This window comes from Azoarcus sp. TTM-91, assembly GCF_012911025.1.
Lineage (GTDB): Bacteria > Pseudomonadota > Gammaproteobacteria > Burkholderiales > Rhodocyclaceae > Azoarcus.
In genome coordinates, this window is the sequence record NZ_WUEI01000002.1 from 79,179 (window position 1) to 103,891 (window position 24,713).

21 protein-coding genes are annotated in these 24,713 nt (G+C 68.4%); 11 read left to right on the top strand and 10 right to left on the bottom strand.

All coding sequences use genetic code 11. The features are described 5' to 3' along the window. The first annotated feature begins 3 nt into the window (after nt 1-3). From GRF61_RS01115 to GRF61_RS01165, 11 genes are read left to right on the top strand one after another with little or no spacing between them, the layout of a single operon-like run. A complete protein-coding gene (locus tag GRF61_RS01115) occupies nt 4-1,488 on the top strand; it encodes a glycosyltransferase family 39 protein (protein ID WP_169148902.1) in 1,485 nt (494 codons plus the stop codon). Further along, nucleotides 1,488-1,895 carry a GtrA family protein gene (locus GRF61_RS01120; protein WP_169148903.1) on the top strand — a complete coding sequence of 136 codons (408 nt, stop codon included), beginning with the start codon at nt 1,488-1,490 and terminating at the stop codon, nt 1,893-1,895. The genes GRF61_RS01115 and GRF61_RS01120 overlap by 1 nt, the downstream gene beginning before the upstream one ends. Beyond that, nucleotides 1,892-2,845 carry a glycosyltransferase family 2 protein gene (locus GRF61_RS01125; RefSeq protein ID WP_169148904.1) on the top strand — a complete coding sequence of 318 codons (954 nt, stop codon included), beginning with the start codon at nt 1,892-1,894 and terminating at the stop codon, nt 2,843-2,845. The genes GRF61_RS01120 and GRF61_RS01125 overlap by 4 nt, the downstream gene beginning before the upstream one ends. Then, nucleotides 2,842-4,293, top strand: coding sequence for an oligosaccharide flippase family protein (locus GRF61_RS01130; RefSeq protein WP_169148905.1), 1,452 nt, complete (start codon nt 2,842-2,844; stop codon nt 4,291-4,293). The genes GRF61_RS01125 and GRF61_RS01130 overlap by 4 nt, the downstream gene beginning before the upstream one ends. 18 nt (nt 4,294-4,311) lie before the next feature. Then, a complete protein-coding gene (locus tag GRF61_RS01135; RefSeq protein ID WP_169148906.1) occupies nt 4,312-5,397 on the top strand; it encodes a glycosyltransferase in 1,086 nt (361 codons plus the stop codon). A gap of 10 nt (nt 5,398-5,407) precedes the next feature. After that, nucleotides 5,408-6,256, top strand: a complete 849-nt coding sequence (locus GRF61_RS01140; protein WP_169148907.1) for a polysaccharide pyruvyl transferase family protein — start codon at nt 5,408-5,410, stop codon at nt 6,254-6,256. Beyond that, nucleotides 6,253-7,509: a glycosyltransferase gene (locus tag GRF61_RS01145; protein WP_169148908.1), complete on the top strand. Its 1,257-nt coding sequence runs from the start codon at nt 6,253-6,255 to the stop codon at nt 7,507-7,509. The genes GRF61_RS01140 and GRF61_RS01145 overlap by 4 nt, the downstream gene beginning before the upstream one ends. Next, complete coding sequence (locus GRF61_RS01150) at nt 7,506-9,332, top strand: asparagine synthase-related protein (RefSeq protein WP_248281057.1); 1,827 nt, start codon at nt 7,506-7,508, stop codon at nt 9,330-9,332. Before GRF61_RS01145 ends, GRF61_RS01150 begins: the two co-directional genes overlap by 4 nt. Then, entirely contained in the window at nt 9,329-9,922 is a 594-nt protein-coding gene (locus GRF61_RS01155) for a low molecular weight phosphatase family protein (protein WP_169148909.1), read from the top strand. Before GRF61_RS01150 ends, GRF61_RS01155 begins: the two co-directional genes overlap by 4 nt. Then, nucleotides 9,919-10,899 carry a polysaccharide deacetylase gene (locus GRF61_RS01160; RefSeq protein WP_169148910.1) on the top strand — a complete coding sequence of 327 codons (981 nt, stop codon included), beginning with the start codon at nt 9,919-9,921 and terminating at the stop codon, nt 10,897-10,899. The genes GRF61_RS01155 and GRF61_RS01160 overlap by 4 nt, the downstream gene beginning before the upstream one ends. After that, nucleotides 10,896-12,137, top strand: coding sequence for a carboxylate--amine ligase (locus GRF61_RS01165; RefSeq protein ID WP_169148911.1), 1,242 nt, complete (start codon nt 10,896-10,898; stop codon nt 12,135-12,137). Before GRF61_RS01160 ends, GRF61_RS01165 begins: the two co-directional genes overlap by 4 nt. Here GRF61_RS01165 and GRF61_RS01170 read toward each other — a convergent pair. Genes GRF61_RS01170 through GRF61_RS01215 form a run of 10 tightly spaced genes read right to left on the bottom strand, consistent with a single transcriptional unit; the run spans nt 12,117 to nt 24,703 of the window. Continuing rightward, nucleotides 12,117-13,460 (bottom strand): putative O-glycosylation ligase, exosortase A system-associated, encoded by a 1,344-nt coding sequence (locus GRF61_RS01170; protein WP_169148912.1) that lies wholly within the window; start codon nt 13,458-13,460, stop codon nt 12,117-12,119. The two genes, GRF61_RS01165 and GRF61_RS01170, sit on opposite strands and share 21 nt — an antisense overlap. 19 nt (nt 13,461-13,479) lie before the next feature. Continuing rightward, nucleotides 13,480-14,676: a TIGR04063 family PEP-CTERM/XrtA system glycosyltransferase gene (locus GRF61_RS01175; RefSeq protein WP_169148913.1), complete on the bottom strand. Its 1,197-nt coding sequence runs from the start codon at nt 14,674-14,676 to the stop codon at nt 13,480-13,482. A gap of 12 nt (nt 14,677-14,688) precedes the next feature. Further along, nucleotides 14,689-16,605, bottom strand: a complete 1,917-nt coding sequence (locus GRF61_RS01180; RefSeq protein WP_169148914.1) for an XrtA/PEP-CTERM system amidotransferase — start codon at nt 16,603-16,605, stop codon at nt 14,689-14,691. 12 nt (nt 16,606-16,617) lie between these two features. Continuing rightward, on the bottom strand, nt 16,618-17,790 hold the full coding sequence (locus tag GRF61_RS01185) for a TIGR03088 family PEP-CTERM/XrtA system glycosyltransferase (protein WP_169148950.1): 1,173 nt from the start codon (nt 17,788-17,790) through the stop codon (nt 16,618-16,620). A gap of 2 nt (nt 17,791-17,792) precedes the next feature. Beyond that, nucleotides 17,793-19,349 carry an exosortase A gene (xrtA, locus tag GRF61_RS01190; RefSeq protein WP_246034661.1) on the bottom strand — a complete coding sequence of 519 codons (1,557 nt, stop codon included), beginning with the start codon at nt 19,347-19,349 and terminating at the stop codon, nt 17,793-17,795. 2 nt (nt 19,350-19,351) lie between these two features. Further along, nucleotides 19,352-20,575: a TIGR03087 family PEP-CTERM/XrtA system glycosyltransferase gene (locus tag GRF61_RS01195; RefSeq protein WP_133589644.1), complete on the bottom strand. Its 1,224-nt coding sequence runs from the start codon at nt 20,573-20,575 to the stop codon at nt 19,352-19,354. Between the two features lie 3 nt (nt 20,576-20,578). Next, nucleotides 20,579-21,616 (bottom strand): FemAB family XrtA/PEP-CTERM system-associated protein, encoded by a 1,038-nt coding sequence (locus GRF61_RS01200; protein WP_133589642.1) that lies wholly within the window; start codon nt 21,614-21,616, stop codon nt 20,579-20,581. Nucleotides 21,617-21,636: 20 nt separating this feature from the next. Then, the gene (locus GRF61_RS01205; RefSeq protein WP_169148915.1) at nt 21,637-22,476 is read right to left on the bottom strand and encodes an XrtA system polysaccharide deacetylase; all 840 of its coding nucleotides are present in this window, start codon (nt 22,474-22,476) and stop codon (nt 21,637-21,639) included. A 2-nt stretch (nt 22,477-22,478) separates the two neighbouring features. Next, nucleotides 22,479-23,639, bottom strand: a complete 1,161-nt coding sequence (wecB, locus tag GRF61_RS01210; RefSeq protein WP_169148916.1) for a UDP-N-acetylglucosamine 2-epimerase (non-hydrolyzing) — start codon at nt 23,637-23,639, stop codon at nt 22,479-22,481. Beyond that, nucleotides 23,636-24,703 (bottom strand): XrtA/PEP-CTERM system-associated ATPase, encoded by a 1,068-nt coding sequence (locus GRF61_RS01215; protein ID WP_169148917.1) that lies wholly within the window; start codon nt 24,701-24,703, stop codon nt 23,636-23,638. Before GRF61_RS01215 ends, wecB begins: the two co-directional genes overlap by 4 nt. Between the last annotated feature and the right edge of the window lie 10 nt (nt 24,704-24,713).

Consider the following 24,713-nt stretch of genomic DNA (forward strand, 5'->3'; position numbering starts at 1 on the left):
CCGATGAGCACGCCCGCGACCGCGCTCGCCCCGGAACCGCACACGGGCAGTTTCCGCGCCGCCGTCCAGCCCTTGATCGCGGGCCGCTGGCTGGATCTCCCGCTGTTCGCGCTGGCGCTGCTGGCGGCCTATGCCACGCCGCTGCTGACGCTGCGGCTCACCACCAGCTGGAGCGGGCCGCGCATGGCGGCGGTGGCCGGCGCCTGCACGCTGGTGTTCGCGGTCTTCGTGCTGTGGCTGGCGCGGCGCTTGCCGGCCTGGTCCGCCTGCCTGACAGAGCGCTGCGCCCGCCTGTCCCTGCCTGCCATCCTGGCGCTGGGTCTGCTGCTGCGCCTGGGCTGGATCCTGCTATTCCCCGCCGAGCCCGGTTCGGACGGCGCCATCTACACCGCCCTCGCCCGTCAGCTGGTCGAAGGCCAGCCCTACGAGATTTCCGGCACCAGCGCCTACTGGCCGGTGGGCTACCCGCTGTTCCTGGCCGCCTGGATGAGCATGCTGGGCACCGGCAAGGCCGCCTGGCTGGTCTCCAACCTGGTGCTTTTCGTCGTCGCCTGCTGGGGTGTGGGCCGGCTTGCCGGCCAGCTCGGCGGCACCGCGGCCGGCCGGCTGGCGGCGCTGCTGTTCGCCGTCTGGCCGAATCTGCTCACCAACACCGCCACGCCCGAGAAGGAAATGGTGGTGGTCGCGCTGCTGCCCTGGGTATGCCTCGTCATCGTCGGCGCCCTGCGCGGCACCGGCCGGAGCTGGCACGCCGTTCCGGCTGGCCTGATGCTGGGCGCCTGCGTGCTGGTGCAGCCGGCGCTGCAATTCCTGCTGCCGACCTTCTGGATACTGCTGCTGGTCGGCCTGCGCCCCACCGTGCGGGCGCTGCTGCTGTGCCTGCTGCTCGGCCTGGGCGCCGCGCTCGCTGTCGCGCCCTGGACGCTGCGCAACTACCAGGTGTTCGGCCAGTTCGTGCTGGTCTCCACCAATGGCGGCGACAACTTCTACCGCGCCAATAATCCACAGGCCACCGGCGGCTACACCAAGCGCGGCGAAATCGACCTCGGGGACCTCGGCGAACTGGAGCGCGACCGCGAGGGCAAGCGCCTGGCGATGGAGTGGATCAAGTCGGCTCCGGCGGACTTCGCCGCGCTGATCCCGGAAAAGCAGGCCCGCTTCATGGGCGACGATGCCGCTGGCGTCTACGGCACCTTCAAGGTAGGCGGCGCCAGCGATGACGACCGCCTGTACGCCGCGCTGAAAGCGCTGGCGAATGCCTGGTGGCTGGCGATGTGGGCGGTGCTGGCCGCCGCTGCGTTGGCGCTGCGCCATCGCGCCGCCTCTTTCCCTGCGCTGGCGCGGCTGCCGCTGTGGCTGTGGCTCTACCTCTTCACGCTGCACAGCGTGTTCGAGAGCGCCGGCAAGTACCACGTGCCCATGCTGTGGGTGCTGCCGGTGCTGCTGGGCAGCTACCTCGCGCACCTGGGCCGCCGGGACGCTCGTTGATGCTGCGCCGCCAGCTGTTCCGCTTCCTCGTCGTCGGCGGTGGCGCCACCGTGCTGCACTACGCCATCTACCTGGTATTGCTCCTGCCCGGGGTGACGCCGGTGGCGGCCAGCAGCATTGGCTTCATCATCAGCGCCGGCTTCAACTACCAGCTCAACCGGCGCTACACCTTCGCCTCCTGCCGCCGCCACGCCGAGGCCCTGCCCCGCTTCATCGCCACCGCGGCAGTGGGGCTGGCGCTCAATGCCGCCATCCTGGCCGGCCTCACCCAGCTCGGGCTGCATCCGGTCCCCGCCCAGTTCGGTGCCACCCTGGGCACGCTGGTCTGGAACTTCCTGCTGAACCGGCTGTGGACCTTCCGCGCCAGCTCGGCCTCCTCGTCCAGCAAGGAAAAAGCGCTGCAATGAGACTGTCCATCGTCGTCCCCTGCTACAACGAGGAAGCGGTCCTGCCCGAGACCGTCAAGCGCCTGGCCGAGCTGCTGGAGCGCCTGAGCGGCCAGGGCCGCATCGCCGCCGACAGCCATGCGCTGCTGGTGGACGACGGCAGCAAGGACCGCACCTGGGCGCTGATCGAGGAGTTCTCTGCCCAATCGAAATGGATACGCGGCATCAAGCTGTCGCGCAACCGCGGCCACCAGAACGCCTTGCTGGCCGGCCTCTTCCATGCCGACGGCGACGCCATGGTCAGCGTGGACGCCGACCTGCAGGACGACCTGGAAGCCATCGCCCAGATGGTGGATGCCCACCTCGCCGGCATGGACGTGGTCTATGGCGTGCGCCGTCGCCGCGAAACCGACACCTTCTTCAAGCGCGCCAGCGCCGAGGGCTACTACAAACTGCTGGCGCGCATGGGGGTGGAAATCGTCTTCAACCACGCCGACTACCGCCTGCTCAGCCGGCGCGCCGTTGCCGCGCTGCGCGAGTATGGCGAGAGCAACTTCTTCCTGCGCGGCATCATCCCGCAGCTGGGCTTTCCCTCCGCCACGGTGTATTACGACCGCGCCGAACGCTTCGCCGGCGAATCCAAGTACCCGCTGAGCAAGATGCTGGCCTTCGCCTGGCAGGGCATCACCTCCTTCTCGGCGGCACCGCTGCGCATGATCACAGGCCTTGGCCTGCTGATCTCGCTGGGCAGCTTCGCCATCTCCGCCTGGGCGCTGTGGGTGAAACTGTTCTCCGACCATGCGGTGCCCGGCTGGGCGTCCACCGTGGTGCCCATCTACCTGCTGGGCGGCGTGCAGCTGCTGTGTGTCGGCATCATCGGCGAGTACCTGGCCAAGATCTACCTGGAAACCAAGCAACGCCCGCGCTACTTCATCGAGAAGACCGCCGGCGAACCGCAACGTCCGCAATGAGCATCCGCCGTTCGCTGGGAATCAGCGCGTTCTCCCAGTTCTCCACCTTCGCGATCAATTTCGCCAGCGTCATCATCGTCTCGCGGCTGCTGACACCGAGCGAGATCGGCATCTTCTCGGTGGCCGCCTCCATCCTCGCCTTCGCCCACGTCTTCCGTGAATTCGGCGTCGGCCAGTTCCTGATCCAGGCCAAGGAGATCACCCGCGAACGGCTGCGCGCCGCCTTCACGGTGACGCTGGCCATCTCCTGGACCATCGCGCTGCTGCTGCTGCTGCTGCGCCATCCCGCCGCAGCCTTCTACGACAACGCGGGCGTGGCCGGCGTGCTCGGCCTCATCTCGATCAACTTCGTCATCCTGCCCTTCGGCTCGCCGCTGCTGTCCCTGCTGCGGCGGGAGCTGCAGTTCGACAAGATCGCCCTGGTCAACATCGCCAATGCGCTGGTGGCCAGCACGGTGACCGTCATCACCGCCTACCTGGGCGAGAGCTACCTGAGCATGGCCTGGGGCGCGATCGCCGGCAACGTCGCCAACGTGGTGCTGCTCAACTTCATCCGCCGCGGCCAGATCTTCATGCTGCCCACCACCCGCGGCCTGGGCGAGGTGGTGCGCTTCGGCTCCATGGCCAGCACCAGCTCGCTGCTCACCGAGCTGGGCTCCAGCGCGCCCGACCTCATCCTCGGCCGCACCCTGGGTTTCGCCGACGTGGCCTTCTTCAGCCGTGCCGACGCGCTGCGCAAGATGACGCTGGGCCAGCTCTTCGTGCTGGTGCGCGGGGTCTATTTCCCCTCCTTCGCCAAGCGGGTGCGCGAGGGCGGCCATCCCGGCGAGATGTACTGCAGCTCCATGCCCTACATGATCGCCTTCACCGCGCCGGCGCTGGCGCTGCTGGCGCTGCTCGCCGGGCCGCTGATCCTCTTCCTGTTCGGCCACCAGTGGGAAAGGGCGGCGCCGCTCGCCTCCCTGCTGTGCGGCTTCGCGGTGCTGTCCACCTCCACCTCCATGGTCAGCACCTCGCTCACCGCTGTCGGCAAGGTCGACGTGGTCATGCGCGCCCAGCTGTGGCTGCAGGGCGTGCGCATGGCCGCGCTGGCATCTTCACTGTGGTGGCCGCTGGAAGGCGTGGTGCTGGCCTTCAGCTTGGCTTACGTGGTCGAGCTGCTGCTGTACTTCAAGGCGCTGAACGCGGTCTTCGACGTCAGCGCCGGCCAGCTGTGGCGGGCCACCCGCAGCTCCTACTATCTGGTGCTGTGGTCCCTCGCCGGGCCGGGGCTGGTGCTGGCCGCCGACGATTTTCTCGGCCTGGCGCTGCAGCCGCTGCCGCTCCTTGGCCTGGCGCTGCCCTTGGCCGGCATCGGCTGGCTCGCCGGCGTGCACCTCCACAACCATCCATTGAAATCCGAGCTCGGCCTGATCCTTGGCCGGCTACGCCTCAAGCCACGCCGATAACCTTTCTGTTTCACCCCCATGCGGATCCTGTTTGCCACTACCCATAGCTACCTACCGCAACGCGTAGGCGGTTCCGAAGCCTCCACCCACGACCTTGCCAAAGCGCTGCTGACCCAGGATCACGAGCCAGCCGTCCTGTGCGGCCTGGCGACCAGCGGCAGCACCTGGCTGCGCAACCGGCTCATCAAGACCTTGACCCACAGGGCCTTCCCCGCGGACACACGCCATCCCTACCGCATCTTCCGGGGCTACGGCATCGGCGCTGCCGCGATCAAGGAAGTGGCGCGCGAATTCGCCCCCGATGCCGCCATCGTGCAAGCTGGGCATCCGGTTCCGCTGGCGCGCGCGCTGGTGGCGGAAGGCATTCCCACCGTCCTCTACTTCCGCGACGTCGATTTCGCCCGCCTTGGCGGGGAGATCCCCCACCACCCGCTGCTGGGCTTCATCGCCAACTCCCGCTATACCGCGGCGGAGGTCGAACGCAGCCTGGGCATCGAGGCGGTCGTCATTCCGCCACTCGTCCGCGCCGAGGCCTACACGACACCGAGGCGGCCACGCCATGTGCTGTTCGTTAACCCGGTGGTTTCCAAGGGGCTGGAAACCGTGCTGGAACTCGCGCACCGTTGCCCCGACATCCCCTTCGTCCTGCAGGAAAGCTGGCCGCTGGGGGAGGAGGGGCGCCGCCAGCTCGTCAATCGCTGCCGGCCCTTGGCCAACGTGCAGGTCCGCGGATCCACCCTGGACATGAAAAGCGTTTACCATGACACCCGCCTATTGATTGCCCCCAGCGTTTTCCCGGAAGCCTGGGGCAGGGTCGCCACCGAGGCGCAGTTCAGCGGTATCCCGGTGCTGGCGAGCGCGGTCGGCGGCCTGCCGGAAAGCGTTGGTCGCGGCGGCATCCTCATCCCGGCGGGAGCAGGAGCGGAGAGCTGGCACCAGGCCCTGCGCAGCATCTGGGACGATCCCGCCCGCGAGCAGGCGCTCTCCCTGGCGGCAAGCAACCATGCAAGCCGCGCCGAGATCCAGCCCGGGCAATTGATCAAGACACTCCTCGCCACCCTGACCCGTCTCCAATCGCGCGCCACACCTCCACCCATGTCATGAGGTATTCAAGATGGAGCTGTACTGGTACCAGTCCGACCCGCCCAACGTCGGCGATGCACTGAATGTCTGGCTCTGGCCGCGGGCACTGCCCAATCTGGCCGCCTCCACGCTGGACGGAACGTTCTACGGTATCGGCTCCATCCTCGACAAACGCCTCAACTCGCCCGGCGCGAAGTACGTCCTCGGCAGCGGCGCCCGGCAGCGCGACACCGGCATCGCCCCCGATGTCGGCCTGCACTGCTTCGCGGTCCGCGGACCGCTGACCGCCGAAGCGCTCGGTCTCGCCGCGGACCGCTATGCCGCAATCGATCCTGCCACCCTACTGGTCAGGTACTACACGGCTCAGACCACGGAGCGGCACGGGATCGGCTTCGTCCCCTACTTCACCGCGCCCGGCGACAGCTGGCGCCGAATCGTCGAAAATCTCGGCATGCGCTTCATCTCCCCCCATCTGGACGTGGAAGCTTTCCTGGACGAAATGTCACGCTGCAGCTTTATCATCAGCGAGGCGATGCACGGCGCCATCCTCGCCGATGCCCTGCGCATCCCGTGGTTTCCGGTATGCGCCCACAACACCGGCCATGAAGGCGCGACCCGCCAGTTCAAATGGACCGACTGGTGCCGCTCGGTCGGCCTGGAGTACCAGCCCGCGCCGCTCCCGCCCATCTGGCCGGCCAGCGGCATGGTGGCGAGCGCCCGCGGCTACCTCAAGCGCAAGCTCATCGAGCAGCGCCTGCGTGCCATTGCCGGCGGCAAGCGCCGCTTCCTCTCCTCCCCGCAGGTGTTCGACAGCAAGCTGGCGCAGCTGGAGGACGCCGTCGGCGAATTCAACCAACTCTTGAGCCGGACCGCCGCGTGACCGAGCAGCCCCCGAAGAAACGCATCCTCTTCCTCTCCCCCGCCATCCCCAACGCCACCGGCTCCGGCTGGGAGAAGCGCTCCTGGTCACACCTGCAGGCGCTGTCCACCGGGGCGGAGGTCGACCTGATGCTATGCCTGCTGCCCGCCCAGCGCCGCGCCACCGACCCGCGGGCACTACAGACGGCGGCGGCGCTATGCCGCCATGTTGCCGTGCTGCCGATACGCCCTTCCGCCCGCCGCGCCGCCGCCCGCCTGCCGGGGCTGACGTTGCTGCGCCGGCTGCCGCTGTTCCCCGGCCCCCTGTACGACATCGAGAACGACACCACCGACAGCCTGCTGCCCCCCACGGCCTACGACCTCGCCTTCTGCTTCCGCCTGCGTAGCCACGCCCTGCTTGACGAAGTCGGCCGCCGTGCCGGGCTCCGCTGGCAGCGCCGTTTCGTGGACCTGGACGACATCGAGTCGCAAGTGCTGTGGCGCGAGTTCCTCGCCCGCCGGGGCGACTTCGGCCTGGAACGCTGGCTGCTGATCCTGGCGGACGCGGCCAGCGCCCGCGCCAGCGAGCACGACGCGCTGCAGCGCGCCGACGCGGTGGGCGTGTGTTCAAGCGTGGATGCGGCCAAGCTCGGCAGGCGGCGCACGAAGGCGGCGATCAGCATCCTGCCCAACTCCTTTCCCGCCCTCCCCCAGTTGCCGGAGGCGCTGCAGGACGGCCCCGCCCGGCTGCTCTTCCTCGGCACCCTGTCCTTCAAGCCGAACGAGGACGCCATCCTGTACTTCTGCGCCGAGATCCTGCCGCTGTTGCGGCAGCGCTGCGGCCAGCCCTTCGCGGTGGACGTGGTCGGCCGCGGACCTTCGCCGCAGGTACTGGCGCTGGCCCAACTGCCCGAGGTCACCGTCACCGCCGGCGTGGAGCGGGTCGAGCCCTGCTACGAGGCGGCGGACGTGGTGCTGGTGCCCATCCGCTACGGCGGCGGCACCCGCATCAAGATCCTGGAGGCGCTCGCCCTCGGCCGCGCGGTGGTGTCCACCACCATAGGCGCCGAAGGCCTGGACCTGCGGCCGGGCGTAGACCTGCTCATCGCCGACACCCCGGCGGATTTCGCCGAGGCCTGCATCCGCCTGCTCAAGGACGAGGCCCTCCGCGCCCGCATCGCCGCCAACGGCCGCGCCCGCTTTCTGGAAACCTATGAAGCCGGGCAGGTGCAAAAAAACATGATGAAGGCGTTATCCTCGCTGATGGCGCAATGATCACCACAGAATCCAAGGAGGCCCGCTTGCCTGCGACCATCGCCGGAATGCTCTCGCGCTCCGCTCCCCCGCAGTACCCCACCCCTGCCGAAGGGCTTGCCATCACCGAACTCGGGCACGGCTTTCTCGGCCACGCCGCCGGCGCCGCCGCGCTGTCCCGCGACGGCGAGGCCGCCTGCCTGGCCTGGGGCACACCGCGCTTCGACGACGCAGCCCTGCAACAACTGGCTGAACAGCAAGGCATTGCCGCGGCCTGGCTGGCAGCCTTCCGCACCCACGGCGCGCAGGCCGCGGCCCATGTAGGCGGCCGCTTCGCCGTCGCCCTGGCCGATGGCCAGACCCTGCACCTGGCGGTAGACCGTTTCGGCACCTACCCCCTGTGCTACGCGGCCGATACCGAGCGCTGCGCCTTCGCCAACCGGGCGGAGGCGGTACCCGGCGAGCGCCGCGAGGTCGACCCGCAGGCCATCTTCGACTACCTCTACTTCCACGTCATTCCCGCGCCGCGCACCATCTTCCAGGGCGTGCAGCGGCTGCCCGCCGCCCATGTACTGAGCTGGCGCGGCGGCGTGCAGGAGGTCGTGCCTTACTGGACGCCCCGCTTCGCCCCGGATCCCCACCGCGACCTGGAAGCGAGCAAGGCGGAGTTCCTCGACATCGTCGAACGCTCGGTAGCGCGCGAGGCCGCCCACGGCACCATCGGCGCCTTCCTCTCCGGCGGCACCGACAGCTCCACCGTCTCCGGCATGCTGTGCAAGGTCTTCGGCAAGCCGGCGCAGACCTACTCCATAGGCTTCGACGCCAGCGGCTACGACGAGATGGAGTACGCCCGCCTTGCTTCCCGCCACTTCGGCACCGAGCACCACGAGTACTACGTGACGCCGGACGACCTGCTGGAAGCCATTCCCAAGGTCGCCGCCCACTACGACCAGCCCTTCGGCAACTCCTCCGGTGCGCCGGCCTGGGTCTGCGTGCGCCGCGCCCACGCCGACGGCATCACTCACATGCTGGCCGGCGACGGCGGCGACGAACTCTTCGGCGGCAACGCCCGCTACGCCAAGCAGAAGGTGTTCGGCCTCTACGAGCGCGTGCCCGGCCTGGTCCGCCGCGGCCTGCTGGAGCCGGTGCTCGGCCTGCCCGGCATGGGCGGCATGACGCTGACGCGCAAGGCGGCGAGCTATGTCGAACAGGCCAAGGTGCCGCTGCCCGACCGGCTGGACATGTACAACCTGCTGCTGCGGCTGGGCTTCGACACCGTGTTCGAGCCGAGCTTCCTCTCCCGCGTGGCCACCGACGCCCCGCTGCAGGCCCAGCGCCGCACCTGGGAGCGCAGCGCCGGCGCCTCGCTGCTGGACCGCATGCTGGCCTTCGACTGGAAATACACCCTGGCGGACAACGACCTGCCCAAGGTCATCGGCACCGCCGACCTGGCCGGCGTGTCGGTCTCCTTCCCCTTGTTGGCCGACGAGCTGATCGCCTTCTCGTTGACCCTTCCCGAGGAATGGAAGCTGCGCGGCCAGACGCTGCGCTGGTTCTTCAAGGAAGCGCTGCGCGGCTTCCTGCCGGACGAAATCATCAGCAAGAAGAAGCATGGCTTCGGCCTGCCCTTCGGCGTCTGGGCCGGCCGCCACGACGGCCTGCGCGAACTGACACGGGACGCGCTGAACGGCCTCAAGCAGCGCGGCATCGTGCAGCCCGCCTTCATCGACGACCTGGTGGGCCGCCTGCTGCCCTCGCACCCCGGCTACTACGGCGAAATGGTGTGGATCCTGGTGGTGCTGGAGCTGTGGCTGCGCGCCCATGCGCCGGAGTACGGCCTGTGAGCGGTCCACTGGCCCGTGCCCGCGCGCTGATCGCCGCCAACTACGGCACCCCGCGCGGCTGGGTGCGCTACCTGCTCGGCCAGTGGGACGGCATCGCCGGTCCGCCGGCGCGCTTCCGCCAACTCCAGCCGGCGGCGATACGCCGGCTGGTGTTCGTCTGCCTGGGCAACATCAACCGCAGCGCCTTCGCCTGCGCGGTCGCCGACCGCGAAACGGTGAGCTGCTGCTCCATCGGCCTGTCCACCACCAGCGGCGCCCCCGCCACGCCGGAGGCCATCGCCACCGCGGCCGAACTGGGCTATGCGCTGGATAGCCACCAGGCCACCAACCTGGCGGATTTCGAGGCGGGCGAAGGCGACCTCTACGTCGTCATGGAGCTGCGCCACGCCCACCGCCTCGCCGCCCGCGGCATCCCGGCCGGGAACATTGTGCTGCTGGGCCACTGGGCACGGCCGCTGCGCTATCACATCCACGATCCGCACACCCTGTCGCGCGAGTACTTCCGCAGCTGCTTCGCGGTGATCCAGCCGGCGGTGCTGCACCTGATACGCGAACTGCGGCTGGCCGCCAGCCCCTGCACCCGGCGATGAATGTCTACCTGACCTTCGACATCGAGGTCTGGTGCGGCAGCTGGCAGGAGCTGGACGCGCGCTTTCCGCCGGCCTTCGAACGCTACATCCACGGCCGCTCCGCCGCCGGCGAGTACGCCCTGCCGAAAACGCTGGAGATCCTGAACCGCCACGGCCTGCGTGGCGTGTTCTTCGTCGAGCCGCTGTTCTCCGCCCGCTTCGGCTCCGCCTGGCTGGAGCGCATCTGTCAGCTGATCCGGAACGCCGGCCAGGAAATCCAGCTGCATCTGCACCCGGAATGGACCGATGAGATCCGCCCGCCGGTCTTCCCCGACAAGCCGCTGAAAAAGCGCCAGCACCTGATCCATTACGACCGCGCAGAGCAGACCCGGCTGGTCGCGCTCGGCCGCGAACTGCTGGAAGCCGCCGCCGGCACGGCGGTCAGCGCCTTCCGCGCCGGCAGCTTCGCCGCCAACCGCGACACCCTGGCCGCCCTGGCCGCGAACGGCATCGCGGTGGATAGCAGCCTCAATGCCGCCTACCCGCTATCCGGCGAAGATCTGCGCGGCGAGCTGGACCTGGAGACGCCGCAGCGCTGGAACGGCGTGGAGCTGGCGCCGATGAGCATCTTCCGCGATGGGCTAGGCAAGCTGCGCCACGCCCAGATCGGCGCCTGCAGCTTTGCCGAGCTGCGCCAGGCGATGGACGACGCCCAGGCCCAGGGCCGCGGCCAGTTCGTCATCCTGTCGCACAACTTCGAACTGCTGCGCAGCGGCACCAGCCTGCCGGATGCGGTGGTGGTACGCCGCTTCGAGGCCCTGTGCCGCCATCTCGCCGCCCACCGCGAGCGGCTGCCGACCCGCGGCTTCGCCGACTATGCGCCGCCACGCACTGCCGCACGGCTGGCGCCGCCCCGGGTCGGCAAGTTCGCCACCCTCACCCGTTACGCGGAGCAGGCCCTGCGCCGGCTGCCGCCCGCCCTCAGTCCCCTGCGATGAACTCTCCGCCGCCTGCCGCCACCAGCAACGCCCATCCGCCCTGCCTGGTGCTGGGCATCGAAAGCCAGATCGGCGTCGCCGTGGTGCGCGAGCTCGGCCAGGCCGGCGTGCGCGTCATCGGCCTCGCCAGCCGGCCGAACTCGGTGGGGCTGTCCTCCCGCTACCTGGAGCGCGGCATCGTCGTCGGGCCGAAGCGGGATGCGCAGCTGATAGCCACCCTGCACCGCCTCGGCGAGGAGCTGGGTGACGCGGTGCTGCTGGCCGTCTCCGAGGCCGACCTCAGCTGGCTGATTGCCCACCGCGACCAGCTCGGCCGCATCCGCGCCATCGCGCCGCCGGAAGACGCCTTCCGCCGCGTGCTGGACAAGCGGCTGACGCTGGAAACCGCCGCCGGCCTGGGCCTGCGGGTACCCCGCGGCTTCTCCGCCGCCACGCTGGACGAATGGCATGCGGCCGCAGCCCAGGTGCGCTACCCGGCGGTGGTGAAGTGGGCCGACCCGATCACCGCCATCCCGGTACTGCGCGCCCATGGCATCGCCTGGGAGAAGCTGGAGTACGCGCGGGATGAAGCCGCGCTGCGGCGCATCGGCGAGCGCTTCCAGGCCGCCGGCATCTGGCCGCTGATCCAGGAATACTGCCCCGGCCGTGGCCTGGGCCAGTTCTTCTACCTGCACAAGGGCGAGGTGTTGCGCCGCTTCCAGCATCTGCGCATCGCCGAGTGGCCGCCCGAAGGCGGCTTCTCCAGCGTGTGCGACGCGGTGCCACTATCGCGCCACCGGGAATTGCAGGAGCAATCCATCGCGCTGCTGAAGGCCATAGGCTGGGAAGGCTGCGCGATGGTGGAGTACCGGCTGGACGAAGCCACCGGCGACGCGGTGCTGATGGAAATCAACGGCCGTTTCTGGGGCAGCTTCCCGCTGGCGGTGCATGCCGGTGCCGGCTTCGCCCTGCTGGCCTACCAGGTGCAAGGCTGCGGCGTGGTCCCGGCGCTGCCGGCGGTACGGGAAGATCTACGCTGCCGCATGGTGAGCACCGAGGTGAAGCGGCTGGTGAGGCTGCTGCTGCAACCCGGCCGCATCGCCGACCCCTTCTTCCGCCGTCAGCCGCTGCAGGAAGTGCGGCGATTCTTCACCGACTTCCTGCGCCCGCGGGTGCGCTACTACCTGTGGCGCAGCGACGACGCAGGCCCCTTCTTCGCCGACCTGCGCAACTACGCGCTACGCCTGCTGCGGCGCTGAACGCGGGTCGCCAGGCCGCGGCAGGCGGTCGCCGAAGAACAGCTTCACCCCGAACAGCGTACGCATCTTGGGCGGCGGCGGCTCCCGCTCCCAGGCCTTGGTCGCCACCCAGTAGCGGGCGGCCGCCACCAGCGCCATCAGGTTGTAGGGGAAATCGAAGTAGGACAGGCTGAGGAAGGTGCCCCCCACCAGGAAGCCGATGATGGACACCTCGGCCATCGCCCCCAGCTGCACGCACCAGGCCGCCTCCGGATGGCCGGCGGCGTTCTTGCGCAGCCAGCGGGCACTGTGCAGCGTCGCCAGCCACAAGGAGACGTAGATGAAGAGGCCGGGGAAGCCGTGCTCGGCCAGCATCGAGAAGTAGATGCTGTGCGCCGCCACCAGGTGTTCCGGATCCGGCGCGTAGAGGCCGAAGGTGAGCGGCGTGTAGGCGCGGAAACCGGCGCCGAAGAAATTGTCCCTCGCCAGGTTGAAGGCCATCCACCAGGCGTTGATCCGGCCCATGGCGGACTGATCCTGCTCGTAGGTCTGCATGGTGTGCATTCGCGCCCACCACTCCTCCGGCATCATCATCAGCACCCCGACGGCCACCATGATCAGCACGACGCCGGTGGCAGCCTTGTTCTTGCCGCGCCACCACAGCAGCAGCGCCATGGCGGTGATCGCCAGCAACGCGCCGCGGGAATGGGAGCCGATGGCGGAGGCGGCGCACAGCACCATCGCCAGCGTCATCGCCCGCCGCGGCCACTTGCCCTCCAGCGTGGTCTGCAGGAAGCGCAGCAGCGGGATGCTCATGATCAGCGCCACCGCCAGGTGGTTGTTGTCCCAGATGTAGGAGCCGTAAGGCCCCCAGACACGGAAGCTGCCTCCGGTGGCGATGGTGAAGAGGCCGCCCTTGATGCCGTAGAAGGCCAGCGACAGCACGAACACCCAGCAGAACAGGATCATTTCGCGCTTGGTGCGCACCAGCATCAGCGCGACCAGCACCATGACGTCGATCTTCATCACCTTTTCGAGCTGGGTGGTGCTGCCTATCGGATCGAAGGCGAAGATGGTGGTCAGCACCATCCACAGCATCAGCAGCAGCATGATGCGCGGCGGGGTGTTGATGAAGGGCTGGCGCTTCTCCCGCGTCATCATCAGGCCGACCAGGGTGCAGGCGCCGATCAGCATGGCGATGGGCATTTCGCGCGCGAAGCCGTAGGCCAGCCGGTGCGGGTTCATGATGCTGACCCAGGTCCACAGCAGGATGCCGACGTAGGGGTGGCGCAGCGCGATCACCGAGCCCGGCACCACGATCAGCATCAGCAGTATGTCGCGCATCGCGGGTACTCGCTTCGGTTCAGGCCAGGCAGGTGGCGTAGGCGGCCTGGTAGGCGGCCACGCTGCGGCGCCAGGTGCGCTCGCTCTCGACGAAGCGGCGGCCGGCGGCGCGCAGCTCCGGCCAGGCGGTCTGGCGCTGCAGCGCGTCCAGCACCGCCGCGGCCAGCGCCTCGGCACTGCCGGCGCGGAACAGCAGACCGGTGTCGCCGTGGCGGATCAGTTCTTTGTGGCCGCCGACGTCGGAGGCGACGAAGATGCGCCCCTGCGCCATCGCTTCCAGCGGCTTCAGCGGCGTCACCAGCTCGGTGAGGCGCATGGAGTGGCGCGGATAGACCAGCAGGTCGATGAGGTCGTAGTAGCGGCTGACCTCGGCATGCGGCACCCGGCCGGTGAAGATCACATGATCGGCCAGGCCGAGGCTGGCAGCCTGGGCCTTGAGGTTCGCCTCCTGCGGCCCGCCGCCGACCAGCAGCACCCGCAGGTCCGGCCGCGCCGCCACCAACGCCGGCAGCGCCGCCAGCAGCAGGTCCAGGCCTTCGTAGGCGTAGAAGGAGCCGACGAAGCCGATTACCGTCCGGCCTTCCAGGCCCAGCTTTTCCTTCAGCGCCGTATCCGGATCGCCGGAGAGCTGGAAGGACTCCACGTCCACCGCGTTCGGGATCACCGTCACCTTGCTGGCCGGGATGCCGCGGGCGACGATGTCCGCGCGCAGCCCTTCGCAGATGGTGAAGGCGTGGTCCACCCGCTTCAGCGCCCAGGTTTCCATCGCCCGTGTGAGCCGGTAGCGCAGGCTGCCTTCGCGGGTGGTGCCGTGATCCACCGCGGCGTCCTCCCAGAAGGCGCGGATCTCGTACACCACCGGGATGCCCAGGCTGCGGCCGGCGCGCAGCGCGGGAACGGCGTTCAGCACCGGCGAATGGGCATGGATCAGATCCGGCTTCAGCTCGCGCCCCAGCTCGGCAATGCGCGTCTCCAGGATGCGCATCAGCTGCAACTCCCCCACCACCGGCAGCGTGCTGGTCGGCCGCTCGGTGCAGCGATAGAAGCGCAGGCCATCCACCTCCTGCACCGGCTCGGCGACCTGGCCCTGCTTGGGCGAGGTGAGGTGGAAGGTTTCCCAGCCCAGCGCGCGCTGCTCGCGCAGGATGGCAGCGCTGCGGAAGGTATAGCCGCTGTGCAGCGGAATGGAATGATCGAATACGTGCAGGACTCGCATGGGAATTCCGTATCAGGCGGCGCGCCGGACTTCGGCCGCCTGGCCGCTGTTGCGCAGGAAGGCTTCGAACATGACCAGCGACCACAGGCGCGCGCTGTAATCGCGGGCGCCGGACTGGTGGGCATCAAGCAGATGCTGCAGGTAACGGCGCTCGAAGAAACCGGTGGCGGCGAGCGTGTCGCCCAGCACCGCTTCGCGCACCCTGTCCTTCAGCGGACCGCGGAACCAGCGCGCCAGCGGCACGGCGAAGCCCATCTTGCGCCGGTAGAGCACGTCGTTCGGCAGCATGGGCTCCAGCGCCTTCTTGAACAGGAACTTGCCTTCGTTGCCCTTGATCTTGAGGCCGGAGGGCAGCGTCGCCAGCCATTCGACCAGTTCGTGGTCCATCAGCGGCTCGCGGGTTTCCAGCGAGTGGGCCATGCTGGCGCGGTCCACCTTGGTGTTGATGTCGTCCACCAGATAGGTCTTGGTGTCGATGTACTGCACCAGCGCCACCGGATCGTCGGTGCCGGCGCGCGCCGCGTGCTGCTGGAACACTTCGATGGCGCGGTAGCCGCCGAGGCTGTTGCGGAAGGAAGGCGTGAACAGCCGGCGGCGCATGTCGTCGTTCATGATGGCGACGGCGTGGAAATAGGCCTGCACCGAATCCCGCGCCAGCGCCTGGAAGGTGGTCTTGGCGCGGAACATCCGCGGCGCCCAGTCCGCCTTGGGGTAGAGCCGGCCGAGCAGGCCGAATACCGGCCGGCGCACCCCATGCGGCAACGCGCCGCGCAGGCGCTCCTCCATCGCATGCAGGCGGTAGCGGCGGTAGCCGGCGAAGCTCTCGTCGCCGCCATCGCCGGACAGGGCGACGGTGACGCGCTTGCGCGCCAGCTGGCAGACGCGCCAGGTGGGCATGGCGGAGCTGTCGGCGTAGGGCTCGTCGTAGAGCGCGGCCAGCTTGTCGAGCAGATCGAAGTCGTCCGACTTCACCGTCTCGACGTAGTGGTTGGTGCCATAGCGCTCGGCGACCATGCGCGCGTATTCGGACTCGTTGAAAGCGGGGTCGTCGAAGGCGATGGAGCAGGTGTTGACCGGCGCATCCGACAGGCCGGCCATGGTCGCCACCACCGCGCTGGAGTCCACGCCGCCGGAGAGGAAGGCGCCCAGCGGCACCTCGGAAATCATGCGCAGCTTCACCGAGGCCCGCAGCCGCTCCACCAGCTCCTCGGTGGCGTCGGCCAGCGACAGCTTGTTGTCCAGGGTAAAGCGCACATCCCAGTAGGAGCGCGGCGCCGGCATCGGCTGGCCGCGTACCAGCCGCAGGGTTTCGGCGGCGCCCAGCTTGCGCGCGCCGGTGTAGATGGTGCGCGGCTCCGGGATGTAGCCGTAGGCGAAGTAGTCCTCCACCGCCAGCGGATCGATCTCCCGCGCCAGCCCCGGATGCTGCATCAGCACCTTGAGCTCGGAGCCGAAGACAAAGGTGCCGTCGGGCAGCAGCGCGTAGTAGAGCGGCTTCACGCCCAGGCGGTCGCGGCCGAGGAAGAGGGTGTCCTGCTTGCGGTCCCACAGGGCGAAGGCGAACATGCCGCGGAAGCGCCGCACGCAATCCTCGCCCCAGGCCTCCCAGGCGTGCACGATCACCTCGGTGTCGCTGCGGGTATGGAAAACGTGGCCGAGGGCCTCCAGCTCGGGCACCAGTTCCTGGTAGTTGTAGATCTCGCCGTTGAACACCACCGCCACCGAGCCATCCTCGTTGAACAGTGGCTGCTGGCCGGTGGAGAGGTCGATGATGGACAGGCGGCGGTGAGCCAGTGCCACCCCCGGCTCGAAATGAAAGCCGCCTTCGTCCGGGCCACGGTGGAACTGCACATCGTTCATCCGCTGCACCAGGGCGCGGTCGAACTCAGGTTTGTCGCGTAGATGGAAAAGTCCGGCAATCCCGCACATGGAACATCCTTTCTATTGTTGAAGCACGGGCAGCGGATGCCCCGCATCGTCGAGCAGGCGCGCATAGAGGTCGGCGTAGCGGCCGACCATACCTTCCAGGCTGAAGCCCTCCTCCACCCGCCGCCGGCTGGCCAGCCCCTGCGACTTCGCCAGTGCCGGCTGCGTCACGTAGGCAGCCATGGCATCGGCCAGCGCCCGCGGATCGCTGGGCGGCACCAGCGCGCCGGTTTCGCCGGCAACGACCAGCTCGCCACTGCCACCGACATCGGTCGCCACCACCGGCAGGGCGCACGCCATGGCTTCGAGGATGGTGTTGGAGATGCCCTCGGCACGCGAGGGCAGCACGAAGACGTCCAGCTGGCGCATGAGATCGGCAACGTCGGAACGCTCGCCGGCCAGCCAGACCTGGCCACCGACGCCCAGCCGGGCGATCTCCGCCTCGACCGCGCCCCGCAGCGGACCATCGCCGACGATGGCCAGGCGCAGGTCCTGCCGCTGCGGGAAACGCGCCGCCAGCAGCCCGAAGGCGCGCACCAGGTTGAGCTGGTCCTTGACTTCCTGCAGGCGCCCCACCGTGCCGAAAACGAAATCGCGGCCGGCTGCGTAGGGGAAGCCGGCCGCCACCTCGCCATCATTGCCCCGAGGCCGGAAGCGCTGGGTATCCACCCCGTTGCAGATGCGGCTGGCTCGGGCCGCCGGCACGCCGATGCGGCCCTGCAAGTAGCTGGAGATGTGTCCGGACAGGGCGATGTAATGCGTGACAAAGGGGCGGTAAATGCGCCGCAGGAACTGGAACTTGCGCCGGGTGCCGTCCGGGTCGCGCGCATCCCAGCCATGCTCGCCGTGAATGCGCACCGGCACGCCCGCGGCCCAGGCCGGCACCACCGTTTCCAGCGCGGCGAGGTTGCGGGTGTGCACCACCGCCGGCCGCAACTGCCGGAACAGCCGGAACAGCTGCGGATAGATCTGGAAGCCGTGGCCTGCCGGCTTGTGCAGCGAGATGAACGTCACATCCGCCCGCGTCACCCGGGCGCAGAAGGCGGGATCACACTCGCTCAGCGCCACCACCGTGTGGCGGAAACGGCCGTGGTCCATGTGATTGAGCAGATTCACCACGCCGTTCTCCAGCCCGCCGACGCGGAAACCGTAGACGACGTGCACCACCAGCGGACGCGAATCCTGCAGCCTCACCGGGGAATCTCCACCGCGTCCAGGCTGCGCTCGAGCGCGGGCCGATGCGCCTCGATGAAGGCCAGCGCCCGCTTGCGTGCCAACTCCGGCGCTTCCGTCGCATTCACCAGCACCACGACCACAGCCGAATCGTCCGGCCGGCCGAAGCTGCGGTCCAGCGCCAGGAAAGCCTTGGCGAGGTAATCGCTGGTTACCACCCGCTCGTCCATCCGGTACCAGTGCCAGGCATCCAACCGCAACACCCCATTGGTGATCTGCCCGTGATTGGCCTTGCCGCCCTGCGGCAGTTCGGCAACGTCACTCCTGAGGATGCGCCAGCCCGGCCGATCCGCTCCGAGCAGGCCGTTGCCCCAGGTCACCATCTCGTGCCCACGCTGCTGGCGTGCGTAATAGGCCACATACAGCAACACATCACCGCCGTCCTCGCCCCGGTATATCGCCGACGCCTCGCCGCGCTGGCCGTGATAGCTGGGCGTGAACACCGGCTGCTCAGCCGGCATCCGCTGCCAACCGGGCGCAGCCTCCGGCAGTTCCAGCGCCACCGAGAATGCCGGCACCGGCGCCTCCAGGCTGCGCAGCAGCAACGGAAAGGCTGCAGTGATCGCCAGGAAAGGCAGGCAGGCCAGCCAGTAGCGCGCCGCCTGCGGCGCCGGCATGACTGTGGCGACGGCCGGCGCCGCCAGCTCTTCCTCCCGCCAGTAGCTGCCGATCCAGAACATCAGGAAGACGACGATGCCGAAGAACACCCAGCCATAGACGATGTGGATGAAACCCTCGACCGCCTCGTTGCCGAACAGGTAACCCACCATCACTGTGATGTAGGCGCGCACCCAGTTCGCCACGATGGGCACCACCAGCGCCACGCCCATGAAGGCCAGGCGCCGGGACAAGCGGTTGTAGTTCAGATAGGCGTACAGCGCCCCGACCATGAGCGAGGCGATCAGGTAACGCACCCCGCTGCAGGCCTCCACCACCGACCAGCGACCATTGGGGATGACGAAGTACAGCCCTTCCTGATAGACCGGGATGCCGGAAAGCCGCAGCGCCGCGACGGCGAAATCCGCGGTGTGCTGCATCATCACCGGCAGCAGGAACTCGCCGATGGGCACGCCGAAGAACAGGAAGGCGAGCGGAAACAGCAACAGGGCGGCGAGCCGGCGCCCCAGCATGACCACGCAGCCGGTCACCACCATGGCGACGAACATGAAGTGCGCCGCGCCGGCCACGCTGCCAAGCTCGGCAATCAACCAACCCAGCCCCAGCGGCAAGGCGAGCAAGCCCGTCGCGGCCCAGGCGCTGGGCCTGGAGCCGGCGAGCCATTCCCGGCGGCGCCAGACCAGCCAGCCGAACACCGGTAACACGATCAAACCGTGGGCGAAGGTATCCGAACGCCACCAGATCCCGGCGATCTCGGTCGCCGTCCCCCAGTACCAGGTGACCAGCCAGGCGAGCACGAAGGCGATGGCTCCAGCCACCCAGGCCAGCGAGCGGGAGGCCTCCGCACCAGTCAGCATCTGTTCATCCAGCGGAGGCAGCGGTATATCCCGTTTCATTGTCATGCGCCTTTGGCCTCATGGCCTGCCAGCAAGCGGTCGAGGGCGGCCAGATGGGCCTGCCAGCTATAGATTTCCAGCACCCGCTGTCGTGCCGCCTCGCCCATCGCCGCCGCGCGCATAGCGTCGGCGAGCAGGCCGGTGATGCGGTCCAGATAATCGTCCGCCGTCTCCGCCACTTCGCACTCCTTGCCCGGCTGCGCGACCAGTCCGGTAGCCGAGGCTGCGGATACCACCACCGGCTTGGCCATCGCCATCGCCTCCAGCACCTTGTTCTGGATGCCGCGCGCGACCCGCAGCGGCGCGACCACTACATCGGCATGAGCCAGCCAGGGGCGCACGTCCGCCACGCGGCCAGTCACGAACACGTCGGCAGCGGCCAGCTCCTGTACCGCGGGAGCCGGGTTCATGCCGACGATCCAGAAGCGTACTCCGCGCAGCCGGGCACGTAGCGCCGGCAGGATCTCGCGTGCGAACCAGGTCACGGCATCGATGTTTGGCCAGTAGTCCATGGCACCGGTAAACAACAGCACCGGGCCACCCGCCGGGTAGGGAGATTCACCGCCCTGGGCCGGCGAGAAGAAGTCCGCATCCACGCCGTTCTGCATCACACCGACCCGCGCCGCCACTTCCGGCGCCGCCGACCGGAACAGTTCGGCCTCGGCCTCGGTGACGAAGAGCGCAGCATCCACCGCGGCCGCCGCACGGCGCTCGAAGGCCAGCAGGCGGCGCCCCTCGCGGCGGTAGAGCCAGGACATCGGCCAACTGCGCCCGGCGGCATACTGCGTCCATTTTGCGGAGTCGAGATCGCAGAAATCGATGACCCGGCAGGCCAGGCCGGGCACGTCCAGGTACTGGGCCATCGGCCCGGAGAACACCACCGCCTGGCTGATGCGCTGCTCACGTACCGTGCGCCTGACCCACTCCGCCAGACCGGCATCACGGTAATAAGGCAGGCTCAGCGCCTCGCCGGAGAGCAGGCCGCGTACGCTGGCAAGCCGGCTGCGCCGCGGGTCCAGCGGAATGACCTTCCAGCCGGCACACCACTCTCCCAAGCGCTCGACGTAGCAGCGGTCTTCCGGGCTGTCGACAAAGGTACCGAGATACACCCGGAAGTGCCGCGCGAGCTGCCTCAGGATGTTGAAGGACCGCACCTTGTCGCCCTTGTTGGGCGGGTAGGGAATGCGGTGGACCAGGTAGAGCAGGGGCGGGCGCGTATCCTGCACGGCCTACCCCAGGTTGCGCACGATGTGCGGCCCGAGCGCGTTGGCCACGCCCAGCGGCAGCCGCCGCCACAGCGCGATGAAGGCCCGGTACTTCGGGTTCATCGGGTTGTTCTGCGGCACGCCGTCGCGCTTGTACAGGCGGTATTCGTAGGACAGCGGCTGGGGCTCGAAGCCCCAGTTCTTCTTGAAGCTCCACGGCCCGGTGCCGATCTTGCTGCGGCCGTAGTCGAACAGGTGGTCGCCGCGCTCGCAGGCGATACGCATCAGTTCCCAGTACTTGAAGTCGTTGGCGGCCAAGTCGCGGGCAGCGACATCGTCGCCCGCGTAATAGGGCAGCACCTCGCCACGAAAACGGAAGCCGAGCACGCTGGACAAGGAGCGTCCACCGGCATCCGTCACCGTCAACACCTCGCAGGCTTGACCGAACACCTCCCGCAGCCGGCGGAAGAAGCGTACCGACAGGGCCGGCGTGCCGTGGCGCAGCACGTTGTCCGAATACAGCGCGAAGAAGCGGTCCACATCCGGATCCAGCGTCGCCACCAGGCCGTTCTTGATGCCCTTGCGCACCATCGCCCGCTGCTTGCGCGGGATGGCCAGCATGTTGGCCTCCACCTCCGGCAGGATTTCCTTGCGGAAGGTGACGTAGAGCGCCTGGCTCGGCCAGTCTTGATGCCGGGCGGTGAGATTGCGGTACTCCAGATGCTGTACGCCCAGCCGCAGCGCCAGGGCCTCCGCCTCCGCCTCCAGCAGGGCCGCGGCCTCATCATCGCCGACGATGCCGCCGTAGACGCAAAAGGGCAATGAGGTCAGCGCATGGCCGAACAGGCGGCTCTTGACCTCCGCCAGCGGCAACACGGCGACGATGGCACCGGCCCGCTCGGCGTACAGATAATAGGTGCGATGGCGGAACACCTCTTCCATGATTCCGCGCCAGGCGGAGAGGTGAAAGAACGTGGCCTCTGCCGTGGCGTGGACGAAAGCGTCCCAGCGGGCGGCGTCCTGCGCGGCGAAAGCCTTGACGACAACGGGCGTGCGATCCATCGGTTCACGTCCTGTGCCGCTCAGGCGGCGTCGCGGAATACGTGGTCGGCCCTGCCCCACGAGAAATCGGCCAGCAGGCGGCGCAGGCGCTCAGCGGTGCGGTCGAGATTGACGTAATGGCGGAAGCGCGTCTTGGCGGTCGCTTCGGGCACGCGGGGTTGTTCAGGGTCTACCTCCCAGGGGTGGAAGTAGAAGATCGCCGGGCGACGGTCGTCCTCATTCACCTTGGCGATCTGCCAGCGCGAGACGGCGTAGGGCAGCAGGCGGAAATAGCCTCCGCCGCCCGCGGGCCAGTTGCGCCCCAGCAAGCGCATGGTCGTCACCGGAATCTCCATCAACCCGGACTCCAGGCGATAGGGGAAGCGCGGCGCATCCGGAATGCCGTAGTGATCGTGCTTCACCGGATAGACGCTGGAGCTGTAGCTGTAGCCGGCGCGCGCAATGCACTCGTGCGCCCACAGGTTGGACTTGCCAATCGAGAAGCTGGGCGCGCGATAGCCCTTCACCGGCTCGCCGACGATGTCTTCCAGCACCGCCTTGGCCAGGGAGATGTCCGCCAGGAAGGCCTCCGGCGTCTGCGCGCTGGCCCGCTCGTGACCATAGCCGTGGCTGGCGACCTCGTGGCCGGCATCGGCGATGCGCCTCACCAGGTGGGGATAGCGCTCCGCCACCCAGCCGAGCGTGAAGAAGGTCGCCTTGGCGTCCCGCTCCTGCAACAACGAGAGGATGAGATCGACGTTCTGCTCCACGCGGCAGGGCACGGCATCCCATTCCTGGCGCGGGAAATGGGGCGCCAGCGCCGACACCTGGAAGTAATCCTCGACGTCGATGGTGAGCGCGTTGGTGATTTCCGCCGCCATAGCTAGGCCTCCACTTCAGCAGTCTTCAGCCAGGCTGCGAGGTGAGCCGCGATGCGCTCGGCGGTATGGCCGTCCCAGTACTCGGGCACCCGGCCGCGCTTGCCGCCGCTTTCCAGCACGCTGCGCGCCGCGGTGACGATTGCTTCCGGCGCAACGCCGACCAGGGTATTGGTACCCTGCTCCACGGTAATGGGCCGTTCGGTGTTCTCGCGGATGGTGAGGCAGGGCACGCCAAGCGCGGTGGTCTCTTCCTGGATGCCACCGGAGTCGGTCAGCACCAGCGTCGCGCCGGCCATCAGCCCCAGCATCTCCAGGTAACCCTGCGGCGGCAGGATGATGAAGTTCTCCGCCTCCAACTCCCGCAGCAGTCCGAAACGCTCCAGGTTGCCCCGGGTACGCGGGTGCAGCGCGAACACCAACGGCAGCCGGGCCGCGACTTCGCGCAGCGCGCCGATGATGGGCACCAGTGTGTCCGCGCTGTCCACGTTGGACGGCCGATGCAGCGTCACCACGCCATAGCCCTGCGCCAGACGTTCGGGATTCTGGCCCGCCGCGGCCAGCAGCTCGGCCGGCGCCACCGCCTGCGGCAGGCTGGCCATCAGGCTGTCTATCATCACGTTGCCGACGAAGACGGCGCGCTCCTCGGCCACGCCCTCGCGCTGGAGGTTGGCGTGGGCGCTGCGCTCGGTGGTATAGAGCAAATCGGAAATCTGGTCGGTGAGGATGCGGTTGATCTCTTCCGGCATCTTTCGGTCGCCGCTGCGCAGCCCCGCCTCCACATGGATCACCGGGATATGGCGCTTCGCCGCCACCAGCGCGCAGGCCAGCGTGGAGTTCACGTCGCCCACCACCAGCACCGCGCGCGCGCCATGCTGCTCGATGACCGGCTCGAAGCGCTTCATGACCTCGGCGGTCTGCACCGCGTGGGAGCCGGACCCCACCTCCAGGTTGATGTCCGGCCGCGGCAGCTGCAGGTCGGCGAACAGGCGATCATTCATCGCCGCGTCGTAGTGCTGGCCGGTATGGACCAGCAAGGTCTTCAGCGCCGGCCGGTGGGCTGCGAACGCCCGGATGATGGGCGCCATCTTCATGTAGTTCGGACGCGCGCCGACGACGCAGATGACGGGTTGCTCCGCCTTCGGCGGCAGCTTTGCGGTACTCATTGGCGCGGCTCCTCCGGGGCCGACTCGCGCCGAACCGCCTGCAACAATTGATTCAGTACCCCGAGCGTGGCGGATACCGACTGCTCGAGTTGGGTGAGCCTCGCCTCGATGCGCTGAACGTCCACACCAGCAGCCAGCCCGGCCACCTGCTCCGCCAGCGCCGCGGAAACCTGCAGCCGGGAGAGGTCCAGATCAAGCACCGCGCCAGACGCGCCGCCCGCCAAGGCCGGGGCTTGCGCACGGGCCGGCGTGGAGAACTCTTCCTTCAGCTCCTCCACCACTTCACGCACCTCGGCCTCGCCGAGCTGATGACGCTCGTTGAGGAAGGCCGACAGCAACAGCCGGTCGCACAAGGTATTGATACGGCGAGGAATGCCGCCGGTATGAGCGTAGATCGCGGAGAAAGCCGAGGTGGCGAATTCCGGATCGCTCTTCCATCCGACGTGGTGCAGGCGGTGCTCGATGTAGGCACGGGTTTCCTCCGCGTCGAGCGGCCCCAGGTGATAGGAGGCGATCACCCGCTGGCGCAGCTGCTGCATCTCCGCGCCTTGCATGATGTCGCGAAACTCTGGCTGCCCGATCAGGAAACTCTGCAGCAGCGCATGGTCTTCGAGCTGGAAGTTGGAGAGCATGCGCAGCTCTTCCACCGCCGCTGGCGTGAGGTTCTGTGCCTCGTCCACGATCAGCAGCGCGCGCTTGCCCGCCGCGGTGGTGGAGACCAGGAAGGTCTCGAGCGCCAGCAGCAGCCCGGCCTTGTCGAGATTCCGGCTGGGCAGTCCGAAGGCGGCGGCCACCATGCGCAACGTATCGTCCGCATCGATCTGGGTGCTGACCAGATTGGCGGCTACCACCTTGGCCGGGTCCAGGTGCTCGAGCAGGCTGCGCACCAGCGTGGTCTTGCCCGCACCGATCTCCCCGGTAATCACAATGAATCCTTCGCTCTGGTGCAGACCATACTCGAGGTAGGCCATTGCCCGCCGATGGCCCCGGCTACCGAAGAAGAAGGCGGGATCGGGGTTGAGCTGGAAGGGCTTGTTGCTGAGCTGGAAATAAGCTTCGTACATCGTGAACCCG

What these genes read in the sequence shown, in the direction of transcription:
- GRF61_RS01115 (WP_169148902.1), top strand. Translation starts at nt 4, where the DNA reads ATGAGCACGCCCGCGACCGCGCTCGCCCCGGAACCGCACACGGGCAGT.
- GRF61_RS01120 (WP_169148903.1), top strand. Translation starts at nt 1,488, where the DNA reads ATGCTGCGCCGCCAGCTGTTCCGCTTCCTCGTCGTCGGCGGTGGCGCC.
- GRF61_RS01125 (WP_169148904.1), top strand. Translation starts at nt 1,892, where the DNA reads ATGAGACTGTCCATCGTCGTCCCCTGCTACAACGAGGAAGCGGTCCTG.
- GRF61_RS01130 (WP_169148905.1), top strand. Translation starts at nt 2,842, where the DNA reads ATGAGCATCCGCCGTTCGCTGGGAATCAGCGCGTTCTCCCAGTTCTCC.
- GRF61_RS01135 (WP_169148906.1), top strand. Translation starts at nt 4,312, where the DNA reads ATGCGGATCCTGTTTGCCACTACCCATAGCTACCTACCGCAACGCGTA.
- GRF61_RS01140 (WP_169148907.1), top strand. Translation starts at nt 5,408, where the DNA reads ATGGAGCTGTACTGGTACCAGTCCGACCCGCCCAACGTCGGCGATGCA.
- GRF61_RS01150 (WP_248281057.1), top strand. Translation starts at nt 7,506, where the DNA reads ATGATCACCACAGAATCCAAGGAGGCCCGCTTGCCTGCGACCATCGCC.
- GRF61_RS01160 (WP_169148910.1), top strand. Translation starts at nt 9,919, where the DNA reads ATGAATGTCTACCTGACCTTCGACATCGAGGTCTGGTGCGGCAGCTGG.
- GRF61_RS01165 (WP_169148911.1), top strand. Translation starts at nt 10,896, where the DNA reads ATGAACTCTCCGCCGCCTGCCGCCACCAGCAACGCCCATCCGCCCTGC.
- GRF61_RS01170 (WP_169148912.1), bottom strand. Translation starts at nt 13,460, where the DNA reads ATGCGCGACATACTGCTGATGCTGATCGTGGTGCCGGGCTCGGTGATC.
- GRF61_RS01175 (WP_169148913.1), bottom strand. Translation starts at nt 14,676, where the DNA reads ATGCGAGTCCTGCACGTATTCGATCATTCCATTCCGCTGCACAGCGGC.
- GRF61_RS01180 (WP_169148914.1), bottom strand. Translation starts at nt 16,605, where the DNA reads ATGTGCGGGATTGCCGGACTTTTCCATCTACGCGACAAACCTGAGTTC.
- xrtA (WP_246034661.1), bottom strand. Translation starts at nt 19,349, where the DNA reads ATGAAACGGGATATACCGCTGCCTCCGCTGGATGAACAGATGCTGACT.
- GRF61_RS01200 (WP_133589642.1), bottom strand. Translation starts at nt 21,616, where the DNA reads ATGGATCGCACGCCCGTTGTCGTCAAGGCTTTCGCCGCGCAGGACGCC.
- GRF61_RS01205 (WP_169148915.1), bottom strand. Translation starts at nt 22,476, where the DNA reads ATGGCGGCGGAAATCACCAACGCGCTCACCATCGACGTCGAGGATTAC.
- wecB (WP_169148916.1), bottom strand. Translation starts at nt 23,639, where the DNA reads ATGAGTACCGCAAAGCTGCCGCCGAAGGCGGAGCAACCCGTCATCTGC.
- GRF61_RS01215 (WP_169148917.1), bottom strand. Translation starts at nt 24,703, where the DNA reads ATGTACGAAGCTTATTTCCAGCTCAGCAACAAGCCCTTCCAGCTCAAC.